General features: G+C 49.3%; 13 protein-coding genes. 4 read left to right on the forward strand and 9 right to left on the reverse strand.

The window, feature by feature from the left end; genetic code table 11:
- Positions 1-15: 15 nt before the first annotated feature.
- The 4 genes from LDO05_RS12830 to LDO05_RS12845 all read right to left on the reverse strand — a co-directional run bounded on the left by LDO05_RS12830 (position 16) and on the right by LDO05_RS12845 (position 4,727).
- Positions 16-1,110 (reverse strand): quinone-dependent dihydroorotate dehydrogenase, encoded by a 1,095-nt coding sequence (locus tag LDO05_RS12830; protein ID WP_251375772.1) that lies wholly within the window; start codon positions 1,108-1,110, stop codon positions 16-18.
- A gap of 276 nt (positions 1,111-1,386) precedes the next feature.
- Entirely contained in the window at positions 1,387-2,817 is a 1,431-nt protein-coding gene (locus LDO05_RS12835; RefSeq protein ID WP_251375773.1) for a L,D-transpeptidase, read from the reverse strand.
- A 262-nt stretch (positions 2,818-3,079) separates the two neighbouring features.
- The gene (locus tag LDO05_RS12840; RefSeq protein ID WP_251375774.1) at positions 3,080-3,322 is read right to left on the reverse strand and encodes a ferredoxin; all 243 of its coding nucleotides are present in this window, start codon (positions 3,320-3,322) and stop codon (positions 3,080-3,082) included.
- 121 nt (positions 3,323-3,443) lie between these two features.
- Entirely contained in the window at positions 3,444-4,727 is a 1,284-nt protein-coding gene (locus LDO05_RS12845; RefSeq protein WP_251375775.1) for a DNA polymerase IV, read from the reverse strand.
- A gap of 144 nt (positions 4,728-4,871) precedes the next feature.
- On the opposite strand from LDO05_RS12845, the gene cimA reads away from it, so the two are divergent.
- Positions 4,872-6,488, forward strand: a complete 1,617-nt coding sequence (gene cimA, locus LDO05_RS12850; RefSeq protein WP_251375776.1) for a citramalate synthase — start codon at positions 4,872-4,874, stop codon at positions 6,486-6,488.
- A gap of 104 nt (positions 6,489-6,592) precedes the next feature.
- Here cimA and LDO05_RS12855 read toward each other — a convergent pair whose 3' ends face one another.
- Positions 6,593-7,168: a TlpA family protein disulfide reductase gene (locus LDO05_RS12855; protein WP_251375777.1), complete on the reverse strand. Its 576-nt coding sequence runs from the start codon at positions 7,166-7,168 to the stop codon at positions 6,593-6,595.
- A 133-nt stretch (positions 7,169-7,301) separates the two neighbouring features.
- Between LDO05_RS12855 and LDO05_RS12860 the strand changes: the two genes are divergently transcribed.
- Entirely contained in the window at positions 7,302-7,748 is a 447-nt protein-coding gene (locus LDO05_RS12860) for a M67 family metallopeptidase (RefSeq protein ID WP_251375778.1), read from the forward strand.
- On the opposite strand, the gene LDO05_RS12865 is transcribed toward LDO05_RS12860, so the two are convergent.
- The 3 genes from LDO05_RS12865 to LDO05_RS12875 are packed head-to-tail and all read right to left on the reverse strand — an operon-like array spanning position 7,734 to position 11,021.
- Positions 7,734-8,468: an exonuclease domain-containing protein gene (locus tag LDO05_RS12865; RefSeq protein WP_251375779.1), complete on the reverse strand. Its 735-nt coding sequence runs from the start codon at positions 8,466-8,468 to the stop codon at positions 7,734-7,736. The two genes, LDO05_RS12860 and LDO05_RS12865, sit on opposite strands and share 15 nt — an antisense overlap.
- Positions 8,465-9,541: a DUF294 nucleotidyltransferase-like domain-containing protein gene (locus tag LDO05_RS12870; RefSeq protein WP_251375780.1), complete on the reverse strand. Its 1,077-nt coding sequence runs from the start codon at positions 9,539-9,541 to the stop codon at positions 8,465-8,467. Before LDO05_RS12870 ends, LDO05_RS12865 begins: the two co-directional genes overlap by 4 nt.
- 34 nt (positions 9,542-9,575) lie before the next feature.
- Positions 9,576-11,021, reverse strand: coding sequence for an ammonium transporter (locus LDO05_RS12875; protein ID WP_251375781.1), 1,446 nt, complete (start codon positions 11,019-11,021; stop codon positions 9,576-9,578).
- A 319-nt stretch (positions 11,022-11,340) separates the two neighbouring features.
- Between LDO05_RS12875 and LDO05_RS12880 the strand changes: the two genes are divergently transcribed.
- A complete protein-coding gene (locus tag LDO05_RS12880; RefSeq protein WP_251375782.1) occupies positions 11,341-11,772 on the forward strand; it encodes a MerR family transcriptional regulator in 432 nt (143 codons plus the stop codon).
- 23 nt (positions 11,773-11,795) lie between these two features.
- Entirely contained in the window at positions 11,796-12,476 is a 681-nt protein-coding gene (locus LDO05_RS12885) for a zinc metallopeptidase (RefSeq protein ID WP_251375783.1), read from the forward strand.
- A gap of 52 nt (positions 12,477-12,528) precedes the next feature.
- Here LDO05_RS12885 and gltC read toward each other — a convergent pair whose 3' ends face one another.
- Entirely contained in the window at positions 12,529-13,425 is an 897-nt protein-coding gene (gene gltC / locus LDO05_RS12890; RefSeq protein ID WP_251375784.1) for a glutamate biosynthesis transcriptional regulator GltC, read from the reverse strand.
- Positions 13,426-13,438 lie beyond the last annotated feature (13 nt).

The raw sequence follows: 13,438 nt of genomic DNA on the forward strand, positions 1-13,438 counted from the left end.
AGCCCCCGGCGCGGCTTAACGGTGGTCGGCTCCAACCGCTTCGGATATATGTGAGAATCCGTCACGCGCGAGCAGCTCACGTAATCCCCGGTGTATCCGGCGGTTAATCTCCGGTCCCTCATATATCAGCGCGGTGTAGATCTCCACAAGACTTGCGCCGGCACGAATTTTCTCATAGGCGTCCTCACTGCTGAAGATCCCCCCTGATCCGATGATCGGAAGCCGGCCTTCGGTCTGACGGTATATTCTAGATATAATCTCGGTGGAACGCTGCTTCAGCGGACGTCCGCTAAGCCCTCCAGTCTCCTTGGCGTTCGTGTGTGTAAGACCTTGACGGGAAATGGTTGTATTGGTTGCGATAATTCCCGATACGCCGCTTGCTGCAATGGTATTCACCATGAATTCAAGCTCTTCATCACTTACGTCCGGAGCAATCTTAACGAGAACTGCCTTGGCCTTCCCCGATCTCTCGTTATGAATCCTCATCTCATCCATCACCGCAGACAACAGGGAAGCCAGCTCGCTCCCATGCTGAAGGGCGCGAAGGTCAGGTGTATTGGGCGAACTGATATTAACCACGAAGAAATCAGCATGCGGATATAGAGCTGAGATACACTTCTCATAATCCCGATGCGCTTCTTCATTCGGAGTCACTTTGTTCTTGCCGATATTCACAGCTACAGGAACCTGCCGGGCGGGCAGGGCAGCCAGTGTGCCCGCCATCGCCTCCGCTCCTTTGTTATTGAAGCCCATTCTGTTGACAAGGGCTTCGTCTGGCGGAAGACGGAACAACCGCGGCTGGTCATTGCCCGGCTGGCTGACAGGCGTCACTGTCCCTACCTCCATGAATCCGAAGCCAATCGAGGAGAATCCCTCTACCGCTTCAGCATTCTTATCCAGGCCTGCGGCCAGTCCGACCGGTGTCGGGAAATGGATGCCGAACAAATCAACTGCCAAATCCGGCGTTTCATTTACCCCGTATAATTTATTAAGAAGCTTAATGCCTCCTGGCATTTTGGCCGTTTTATGTAACCCGCCGATCACTAAATGGTGCGCCTTCTCAGGATCTATTCGGAAGAATACGGGCTTACCCACGTTGCGATATAACACTGTTCACTCACTCCGTTCCTCTTCGGGTGGACATTTTGCCCCATATCCCAGTTTAGCGTGTTCTATGTGAAAAGAAAAGTCTTGAACTCCGTCCCTGATCTCAAGGACAAAGCATATCAACATTCAATTTGAAAGCCATTACAATAAGAACGTATTACTTTCGGCTTCTTAAATATTGTATGTAGAAAAGTCATGAAAGGGTATCAGCTCTAAGTCAGCCAAACGCAAGCCGCCAACTCTGATTGTATTCACCGTGCTCCTGATATGGAGGAAGATCTAATTCAACCAGCGGTATACCTTGCGTGGATTGTTCTGGTTCTGTCTGTCCCTGAGAACGAATCGTTCCTTTGATCGTCCGGCGAGCTCAGGCACAGTCCCCTTTCCAATCGTAACCTTGGTTCCGGCAGGAGCAAGATCGAACAGTTCCTCCACATCCTCCTTGCTCATTCTGATGCAGCCCAGAGATTCATCCTTTCCTATACTATCCGGCTCATTCGTCCCGTGGATGGCATAATCCGTATCCGAAAGCTGCATACCACGGCTGCCAAATTCCCCATTGTCTCTTCCATTCGGATTGATGACCTTGTCCGTAACCACGTAGCTGCCTTCCGGGGTCCGATCCCCTCCGAGCCCAACCTTATAGCTTCGCACTACTACATTCCCGCTCGTTAAGGCAAGCTGATGGCTCGTCTTATCCACCAGAATTTCTAATGGCTCTATCAGATAGGGCTCATGACCGGCTGTGGATCCCTTACGTTGACCCTGACCTGCATCCACGTTAGAAGCTGTACCTGGAACCTCTGTATTCCTCTGACTAACGGACTGCTCCTCAGCCAGCTGAACCGCCTGCCTGTAGGCACGCTCAAGCTCCGGGCTGGTTCCCGCAATCCAATTGTCCGGGAAGGGCTTGACCAGCTCGCCTAACCCTGTAGGGAGACGTCCATTCTTCTGTGTAAAATGATGGATGGCCGAGGACGCAACAGCATAGGCTTCCTGCTCCTTCGTCCACTGCAGCGCTTTTTTCTGCAGCGGCCCTGCATCCGGCGGCTTACATTCACAGCTTCTTGCGTCATACGCCTGCAAGGCTGCCCGGCCGCTGGCCGCATCCCGTTCGACCGTGAACAATACCGGCATATCCCGCTTCCATAACCTCCAGCGTCCCTTTTGCTCCATGCCAAGAACAGCAGTCAGACTGGCATTGGGCCTCGAACTAGTCAGAAGTTCATCTAACGCAGCCCCCTTCGTGGAAGTATCTCCAACAGGGCTTGCCGTGAAGGTCAGGGTCCTCACTGTGGTAAGCTCCTCCCGGACTACTTCCTCATTCACAGGCAGCTCAGGCAGGGTATACAGTTCTTTTACAGAGGGGTCATACTCCGAACTTGCCGTAACCATACTGGAACCCGGGTCATCCATAGCCGGGATGAACATTAGCAGTAGAAGCATAAGAGCGAGGAGCAATCTGCGTCTTCGCTTAATCCGGCGATCCTTGTGGGCAGATGCCTCCATAAGCCTTGCTTCATACTCCTTCCATAACTCCGAGGGAACCTTGCTGCTCTCAAAAGCCTCATAGATCTGACCCGCCTTATTGAAGCAGTAATTCGCTTTCCCTGCCTGTCCAGTCCTTTCATATTCCTTCCCGAGTAAGTACCACGCCATTTTGTTGCCCGGATGCATCTGCACATATTTCTTGAGGTATGACGGATTCATCGCAACCTCCCTTTTTATCAGAGCCCAACTAAATAAGCGCGGCTCATTAATCTCCGTATATATGTATAACTCTATCTGTATATCGGCACATTGCCCCGGGGCTATCAGAGTCTAAAGGAACAGATTGGCAAGACAAGACTTATTACCCACATACAGGACTATGATGCTCAACAACAACAAGGAGAAGATAGAGAAAGAGACACCCTCCACATGGTCAGCGGAAAATGTCTCCTGTTCTGCAAAAAAACTGCTATAGACGGGATTAGCCCTCTTTGTTAAATGGAGTATCCGCAATCTTGATGGAATCTGTAGGGCAGCCATCGCAAGCGTCCTGCAGATCATCATACAGATCTTCTCCAATTTCGGTGTTACCGTGATTGGCATCATTCTTGTAGATCACTTCTGCCAATCCCTCATCATCGTAATCGTAGATATCGGGAGCTGTTGCACCGCACGCGCCGCACGCGATACAAGTGTCCTTTTCCACCCAAGTATATTTAGCCATATTTATCTGCCTCCTAATATAAGACGGTACAAGTCCGGTGCGTTCCACCATGTTCAATATAATATAATATAAGCACAATTTCAAATGATTTCACCTTACTGACCAGTGATTATCATTCTCATTATTCCCTTTTCTCACGCAGAAAATCTGTCTGCAGCGAGGTGCCCCGAAGCTTGTGATTCCGGATCAGCGTAGACGGGTCATCGCCAAGCATGCCCGCGGTTAGAACGGCGTTCTCTCCGAACTTGTCCCTCAGCATATCCATAGCCTTGGTAAGCTGTTCTTTCTTCGGTTGTTTCTCATAGTCGAACAGATCGAGCTGAAGCGCCGAATCCTCTTTGGCGACAAGATTCTGAAGTGTAATTCCCAGCAGCCGGACCGGACGGTCTTCCTTCCAGTGCCTGCGGTACAATGTACAGGCTTCCCGGTAGATGTCATCCATATTCTCAGTTAGCTTCTCTAAAGTGTGTGAGCGGGTAATTGTCTTCATATCTGGCGTGCGGATCGTAATCTGCACGGTCTGTGCCATCATATGCTGTCTGCGCAGCCGGCGTGCTACCTGATCGGCCAGATTCAGCATCACCCGGGATACGTCATCCATGCTGCTAATGTCTCTCGGAAGCGTAGTCGTATGACCAACTGACTTATTCTTGCCCTGATCTTCTTGGACAGGTGAATCATCAAGCCCGTATGCGGCCTTCTTCATCCACATGCCCGTTACTCCGAATCTTTCAACCAGCACGCGTTCATCTGTTCCGGCTAATTGGCCGAGGGTGTATATCCCCATCTTCTGAAGCTTCTCCGCTGTCTTCTTGCCTATTCCGTACATTTGACTGCAGGGCCGATCCCACAGCAGTCCAGGTACATCCCGGATCCGAAGCACAGTTATGCCGTTTGGCTTCTTCATATCCGAGCCCATCTTGGCCAGCAGCTTGTTGGGGGCGATACCGATCGAGCATGGCAGTCCAAGCTCATTCATAATCCGCTCCTGAATCTCCTCCGCAATCTCCAGCGGTGTGCCGAACTGCTTCGACCCTGTTATATCCAGATAACACTCATCAATGGAGACAGCCTGAAGAAGAGGGGTATATCCGTAGGCAATATTCATGAAAGCTTTGGAATACTTACGGTATAAATGAAAATTCGGAGCAATGACGATCAAATCCGGACATATTTTGAGCGCCTGGCTCACCAGCATGCCTGTAGAGATTCCAAGCTGCCGGGCAGCATATGAACAGGTGACGATAACGCCCTTGCGCAGCTCTACACTGCCAGCTACAGCTGTCGGCTTGCTCTTGTACTTATCAGGCTCTTCAGCCTCATGCACCGAGCAATAGAAAGCGTTCATATCAATATGTAATATGACCCGGCCTTTAGCGGGATAGTAATCCTCCACGTTCCTCACCGGAATCCCTCATTTCAGAAAAAATAACGGGTTCATGCAAAAAATCCGAATCCGTGTTACATTTAAAAAAACAAATGATATAATATTTCATTATACCAAAATTTAAGATATTTTTTCATGACTTTTAAAGGGGGACTCTCCACTATGTCAAAGGCCTTATCCATCTTCGACACCACCTTGCGCGACGGCACACAGGGCGAAGGAATCAGTTTGTCTGCGGACGACAAATTAAAGATCGCCACGAAGCTAGATCAGCTTGGTGTGCACTATATTGAAGGCGGCATTCCGGGGAGCAATAATAAAGATATCGAATTCTTCACACGGGTCAAGAGCCTGGGACTGAACGCCAGAATCGCCGCATTTGGCAGCACCCGCCGCAAAGACAGCATCGCAAGTCAGGATGCGAACCTGAACCGTATCGTGGAATCCGGTGTCCAGGCAGCGACACTTGTAGGCAAATCGTGGGATTTCCATGTCCATACGGCTCTTCAGACCTCTCTGGAGGAGAACCTGGCTATGATCTATGATTCCATTGCTTACCTGAAGCAAAAGGGGCTTGAAGTTATCTTCGATGCGGAGCATTTCTTCGATGGATATAAGAACAATCCCGAATATGCGCTTGCCGTCATGAAGAGAGCTGAAGAAGCCGGGGCGGACTGGCTCGTGATGTGCGACACGAACGGGGGAACCCTCCCGCATGAGGTCCATCATATTGTATCCACTTTGGCTGGAAGAGTTACAGCTTCCTCACTCGGGATTCATACTCATAATGACTGCGAACTGGCAGTAGCGAATTCGCTTAGCGCAGTTCAAGCGGGGGCCAGCCAGATTCAAGGAACGATGAACGGATATGGTGAACGCTGCGGCAATGCCAACCTTTGCAGTATTATTCCTAATCTTCAGCTTAAGATGGGGTACGAAGTGCTTGAGCCCGCCAAGCTGGCCCAGCTTACGAATACGGCCCGCTATGTCAGTGAGATTGCCAACGTGCACATGCCCAATAACCAGCCATATGTCGGAACCTCGGCCTTTGCCCACAAGGGCGGCATTCATGTGTCGGCCATTCTGAGGGATTCTCGCACTTACGAGCATGTAGAGCCGGAGACCGTTGGCAACAAGCAGCGGGTTCTCGTGTCTGAACTTGCCGGACAGAGCAACATTCTCTCCAAAGCTCAGGATATGGGAATTAACTTCGACCCTAACAATGAAGATACCAAAGAAGTGATTAACCGGATCAAGAACCTTGAGCATCAAGGCTACCAGTTCGAGGCAGCCGATGCTTCTCTTGAGCTGCTGCTGAGGCAGGCTAACGGGGAATTAACGGAATTGTTCGTATTTGAGTCTTTCAAGATGCTTGTTGAGAAGACGGCAGGCAGACCGGTCGTATCGGAAGCCTTTGTCAAAATCAACATCGGCGGCTCCAGCGTGTACACCGCTGCCGAGGGTAATGGACCTGTCAACGCACTGGACAATGCTCTGCGCAAGGCACTCAGTACCTATTTCCCACGTCTTAATGAAATGCATTTATCCGATTATAAAGTCCGTGTACTGGATGAGATGGATGCTACGGCTTCCAAGGTGAGAGTTCTAATTGAATCGCGCGACCTCTCGACTTCGTGGAACACGGTTGGCGTATCCGGCAACGTGATCGAAGCCAGCTGGGAAGCGCTTGTGGATAGTATTCGTTATGCTCTTCTTGGCGAGACCAGGCTTGAGAATCAAGAGGTCTCAGCGCATCGGGGCGGACTGGTGAACCATTGATTTTGGGTGGGGACTTCCTATAGAATGTATAAATGACATCAAAGGCCCGGCTGATCCTCTTTCAGGAAAAGTCGGGCCTTCTTCACAGACATCATTACAATTTATTACATTTCAACCAAATCTGCTAATTTTTGTTCCAGTTGTTCAGCTGAGACCGTTCCAATGATAATATCCTGAATCACGCCGTCACGGTCAATTAACACATTCGTCGGAAAAGCAACGCCATTATACATCCGATAGGCAGCTTCCTTCTCATCCAGAAGGACCGGGAAGTTTATCTTATACTGCTGGACGAACTCCTTCACTTTAGAAAGCTGGTCATACATGGTAACATTTACACTATAGATATCCAGACTCTGACTATACTTGTCGGCCATCCTAACCAAATCAGGCGCTTCCTCCTTGCAGGGATCACACCAGGAAGCCCAGAAGTTGACAAGCATCGGCTTATCACGCTTCCCGCCGACCTGGTAGGTCTTCCCGTCAAGGCCAGTCAAGGTGAATGAAGGAGCGGCTGCACCTGGCTTCAGGCCACTCTTAGCGAGTGCGGTTGCACTAAGTGAAGGCTGCTGCTTGTCTGCAGAACCGAACAGGGACAGGCCTCCCTTATCCAAATTCTGATATAAGGCCACACCAAGAAGCAGAGCAATTCCCAGCAGAATGAAGCCATTTCGTCTCATTGATTCTCTTTCCTTTGCACTAGGGTATTATTCTTATACTTCCATTATTGTACCCTTAAATCGCGATTTGTTACAGGGATCCTACAAATAGAGGGATTGCACTTTCCAGATAGATTCAAAAGGAGCGAATACCATGCATCTTCAATCCAGACAGCTATGTGTGATAACCCCCGAGACACGCCGCTTGTTGGTTACTCATTTATACCGCGTGTTCCCTGAGGAGGGCTGCGGAGCCCTCCTTGGCAGCAAGACGGAAGAAGGATGGATCATTGATCATTTCCAGCCGATCCGCAATACGTCGAGCAATCCGCAGCATACATTCAAGCTTGACCCTACGGGTTGGATTACTTCGAGCTTTAACCCAAGGCTGCTTGGAATATTTCATACTCATCCTACCTCATCTCCTGAACCTTCACCGGAGGATTTATTACAGCTGCAGCTCTTTGGAGAGATGGTGCCTCTATACCTGATTGCTTCACGAACAACAAATGACGGCGAACCGGACGCCGACATTGGCGCTTACACGGTTCACCGTCAACCTAACGGGTTATTCACTTTAGAACCATTAAGCCTGGCTTAAAAATACGTATAAGTCCCCTAGTGTTGATACTTTGTTCTGTCTCAGTCTCGGGATGAGCGCCGCCCATAAAGCTGCGGTCATCCTTGAGTCGTGCAGCGCGTGATGTCTCATTGTAATCTCAATTCCATGGACATCCAGCCAATCATCCAGACTAGTAATGCCCCTATGGGGCTCCAGCTTGCCCGCGATCATCATCGTATCCAGAACCCGGTGTCCCAAATGCGTCTTTGTCGTTCTCCAAAGAGCATGATCGAGAAACGACTTATCGTGTGCGCTCCCGTGGGCAATAAGGACTCTATCATCGATGAAGGTCATGAAACCATGCAGGGATTCCACAAGTGGCGGAGCCTGGTCGGACATTTCCTGGGTAATACCAGTTAACTCTATAACCGATTCAGGGATTTGTCCTGAACACTTGCTGAGTGCATAATACGTCTCATTTGTAATTTGGCCGCCCTCCATTTTCACAGCACCAAAGGAAATTATTTCATCTCCATAACGGGTATGGAAGCCTGACGTCTCCAGATCAAACACAGCCGTCTTGAGTTCAGCTAGAGGTATGTGCAGAGTCTCGGGCCTGCGTTGTCCTTTGGTTAGAGATCTGATGAAGGCGATTTGTTGAGCACTTGGATCTCCCGTCATAGAGGCCAAGGATGCAGGAACTGTGCGGGTCTTCAGCGCATCCCAGAAACCTCCACCCTTCTTCACCGGCTCTCTCATAGGCCCTTCCTCTCCGAGAACCGCAGCTGTCTCTGAAGGGTTCTATACAGCAGCTTCACTGCACCAAGGCTCTCTCTAAGTTCCCGTACAACATCCTTTTGCTTCATAATCGAGGGACTCAAATATGGACTGCCCTGAGGATTACCTTCATGGTCTGAATATGAGGCCAGCGATCTTAACTTGAGCGAGGAATGAAAGGAATGACGGCAAGCTTCCAGCCAGTGACCGGGGATTGCTTCCATCTGAATTAATATACGCAGCCGCTCTATCGTAGACGTCTCTTGAATGCCATACTGAAGCGCAATACAGCGCAGACCGTTCACAAGCGGCATGTAAAGTCCATATTTGATATCAAAGCTTCCGGCATGATCTCCAAAGGGCTCTGTGATCACTTGTCCGAGGACATTCAATCCTGCCTTATGCCTGACGGTTCCACGGAGCAGCGCAGAAGTCAATCTATCGCTAGGCTCCATCACCTTCTGGAAAATCCCCTTCCACTCAGCCGCCAGCTCCCTGTTTCCTGTAATAAACCTCATATCCGATGCCATATTCAGATACCTGACGTGCTCCCATTGAAGCTCATCACGCCAGCCCTTCAGCTGTCTCTGCCAGCCATCCAGAGTACGACGCCACAGGGGATTAGTCAGCATGACATTTCCAGGGCATGGCGGATAACCCGCTTTCTCCAGTATTTTAGTTAGAGTACCCGCAAAATACTTGTAATAGATCCCGCTCCGCTCTCCCCCGCCTTCACCTATAATCAAGCCATTATCCTGGTCGCTCCAGAGTGTCTGTTCAGCGCGCCCGCCGCTGCCAAATGTAACAAAAGCATAAGGGACAGGCGGTGCGCCAATCCCTTCAGCTTCCATTACCCTCTCCGCCAGATAAGCTGCACGAATCATCACTTCATCATGCATGAGGTTAACCGCACGGCTCCATTCGGGTATAGGCATCGTGCCGAAATTCCCCCATAAGCAGCTTTGTTCCTTGACTCTCTCGGCCCGTAATGTACGGGGGGAGGAAGCTGCACGTATGCCCGCATAGTTATTCTCATAGACCAGTGCTTCTGACATGAGTCCACACTTCCTCTCCCTGATTAGTAGTCACTTATTTAATCATACTTATTGATTCAATATCTTTACCTGCTGGACGGCGGTTTGTTGCAGACTCTTGGTTCACCGTGCTGCCTGCAAGTGCTTGCATTTGCTCAGGGTAACCATAAGCTCCATGCTCACTAATATCCAGACCCATCATTTCCTCTTCCTCGGTAACCCGGATGCCAATCAGCCATTTCATCCCAGCCAGCACCAGGTAGGAGACAACCAGCACAAAGACGAAGGTTCCGGCAACTCCCAGGAGCTGCACGCCAAGTTGTTCAAATCCACCGCCATAGAATAAGCCCGGCTTACCTACTCCCGTTGTCGCTACCAGCTCAGGTGTAGCGAACAAGCCTGTGCTGATCGCTCCCCAAATACCCGCGATACCATGCACGGATACCGCTGAGATTGGATCATCCAACCCTGCGCGCTCCAGCCATTTACCAGATAGGAAACCAATGATCCCTGCTACCGCTCCAATCACTACCGCTGCCCAAGCATCCACGAATGCACATGAACCGGTGATGGCTACAAATGCCGCGAGCACACCATTAAGCATACTCGGAATGTCGGACTTACCTGCGAATACCCAAGAGATAAATAGAGCCGCCAATGCTCCTGCTGCTGCCGCAATATTGGTTGTCAGAGCTACGTAACCGAAGAATCCATCAGCCAGTGGTGTTAGTGCGCTTCCCGGGTTAAAGCCGAACCATCCAACCCAGATGATGATCACACCCAATACAGTCAGCACTTGGTTATGCCCTTGAATTACATTAGGTTTGCCTTCCTTGTTATATTTCCCAAGACGAGGTTTGAGCAGCAATGTGGCCGCAAGCGCTGCAGTTGCACCCGTTAAGTGCACTACCGTAGATCCCGCATAGTCCTGCATGCCCAGACTTCCAAGCCAGCCACCGCCCCATACCCAATGAGCTACAACGGGATAGATCACAACCATGAACAAGGTGCCAAAAATAATATATACACTCAGCTTCGCACGTTCTGCCATTCCGCCGCACGCAATAGCAAGGGAGACAGCGGCAAATGACAGCTGGAACAAAAACTTTACATTCAAAGAGACATCCGAAGCTGCCAGTGAGGCAAATGAGCCTGCAGCACGATCTCCGCTGAACAAGAATCCGGTGGTTCCCCAAAAGCTGTTCCCGTTACCAAATCCGAGCGCGAAGCCCGCTGCCCAGAAGGCGATTACGGAGATCCCGAGAGTTAACACCGTTTTGCCGGCGACATGACCTGCATTCTTCATTCGCACTGATCCAGCTTCCAGTAAGGCAAAACCGGCCTGCATGAGAAATACAAGCAGGGCGGCCAAGAATACAAACATCGTATTGAGACCGATCTCAAGCACCGGTGCTGTAACTTCATCTGCTGCAAAAACAGATGCCGGAAATGCCATAATCATCATTGCCGCTGTTAAACCCACGATCCACTTCCTCTTCATCACAATCACTCCTAATGTCATGTTATATAACACAAGTTATATTTATTAATGTGATTATAAAGTGGTGTATCCAAAAAATACAATAAAAATTATTAAACAGGCTTAAAATAACAATTATATATTACATATTAGGTTATATAGGTGTTAGTTATAGCATTTCAACACTGATAAAATGAAAGCGTGACGTTTGACTGTATACTTTTAAATCGTGTATTATACACTATATACGCCGGCTGGTTATTCCATCATTTATCATAGGTAGAACAATCTATATAGAAGGATCGGATATGAGAATTCAGGGAGTGATTATATTGGAGATATGAAGCTTTACCGCATAGGAGAATTGGCCAAACAAGCCAACATTAGCGAGAGAACGATTGACTACTATACGAAGATTGGACTAATTACACCCGAAGCCCGTACACTTAAGAACTACCGTCTTTATAATCATGAAACTTTGGTACGACTAGAGCGTATTAACCAATTGAAACAGGAGAAATATACGTTGGAGGAAATACGGGCCAAGCTGGAACTGTGGAATAACATTAGCAGTGAAGAAGAGGTTAAGGAGAAGCTTACTGCGCTGGAATTGCATATGCAGCAGCTTGAACGTGAGGTCAAGGAATTGGAGCCCATTATCTCTCAGCTTCAGCCTAATCAAATTAATCGTGCCTTTACTCATCTGATGCCTCAGAGTATGGCCTGTATAGAAGCCATCCGTATTCTACTCAATCACGGGCCATTTACCTAATTACATGGTTGGAGGAATGCATAATGTATTTTGATGGAATGTATATTCTGGTTATTATTGCTTTTATATTCTCATTATGGGCTCAGTTCCGGGTATCAGGAACCTTCAAGAAATGGGCCGAGGTGCCTAACTTACGCGGTATGACCGGCCAGGAGGCCGCAAGACATATGCTCGATTCTAACGGCCTATATGACGTACCGGTCGAGCCTGTAAGAGGAACACTTACTGACCATTACGACCCGATTGCACGTGTCGTTCGCCTATCGGAGCCTGTCTACTATGAGAGATCTATCTCAGCCGTGTCTGTTGCCTGTCACGAGGTAGGTCACGCGATACAGCACAAGGTTCATTATCCAATGCTTGTTCTTCGCCACAGAATGTTCCCGGTTGTTAATTTCGCTTCCGGATTCGCTCCGATTCTTCTCTTGGCAGGAATCATCTTCGGGTTCATGAATCTGGTTGGTCTTGGCATCATTTTCTTCTCTGCAGCTGTAGCTTTCCAGCTGGTTACCCTGCCTGTTGAGTTCAATGCCAGCAACCGGGCACGCGAAGTAATGGTATCTGAAGGATACATTACAAATGAAGAAGAACGTGGTGTCGCCAAGGTACTGAATGCGGCCGCGCTGACTTATGTAGCCGCTGCTCTGGTGGCTCTGCTTGAGTTAATTCGTTACATTCTTATCTTCACCAGCAATCGCGAATAACTTCAGACAAAAGAACCTCCCAATTGGGAGGTTCTTTTGTCTGCTCAAAAATCTATTTGGGGGCGGATGCAAAATACTCAAGCAAAAATTTGCGGAATGACTGGGCAACCAAAGGCAGCTTATCGTCAGATCGATGGATCAATCCAATGGTACGAGTCACCTTAGGGTCCGTGATCCTTACTCTGGCTGGTTGCAGCTGATTAGTCTGGAACAAGGCCATTTCAGGCAGCAGACTAACCCCCATCCCCGCAGCAACCAATCCACGGATGGTATCTGTCTCTTCTCCTTCGAACGCGATCTTGGGCGTGAATCCAGCCTCCTGACAAGCCTGCCATACTATAGGTCTAAGTGAATAGCCCTTGCTGAATAATATGAACTTATCATCCTTGAGTTGACTAAGGTGGACGGCCTCCTCCCCGGCGAGAGGATGACTGGGCGGCAGTATAGCTACCAGCTCCTCGGTTATCATCAGATCCCCCTGTACTTGATCATGACTCTCCGGGAAAGGCGAGATGAAAGCAAGATCAACCTCCCCCATGGTTACATCCCGTATTAGAGATGGAAAAGCCCCCTGTTTGAATCTAAACTTCACATTGGGATGGATCTGGCGGAATTTTGCTACGATGCTAGGAATCAAGTAGATACCCAGACTATGAGGGAACCCAAGTCTGATCTCTCCCTGCTCTGGATCAAGAAACTCATGCACCTCATTCACAGCAAGCTCCAAATCCCTGAGAATCGTCTCAACCCTGCTGCAAAAAAGCTGGCCTACCGCGGTCAGGTGAACATTTCTCCCTTTTTGAATGAACAGATCAACACCCAGCTCCTGCTCAAGCTGATGGATTTGTCTGCTAACCGCAGATTGAGCCACGTGCAGTTCTTCCGCTGCCTTCGTAACATGTTCCATCTGGGCTACTTTCACAAAGTACAGCAGCTGTCTTAACTCCACTTCCACAACCTCT

Source organism: Paenibacillus sp. YPG26 (genome assembly GCF_023704175.1).
Classification (GTDB): Bacteria; Bacillota; Bacilli; order Paenibacillales; family Paenibacillaceae; genus Fontibacillus.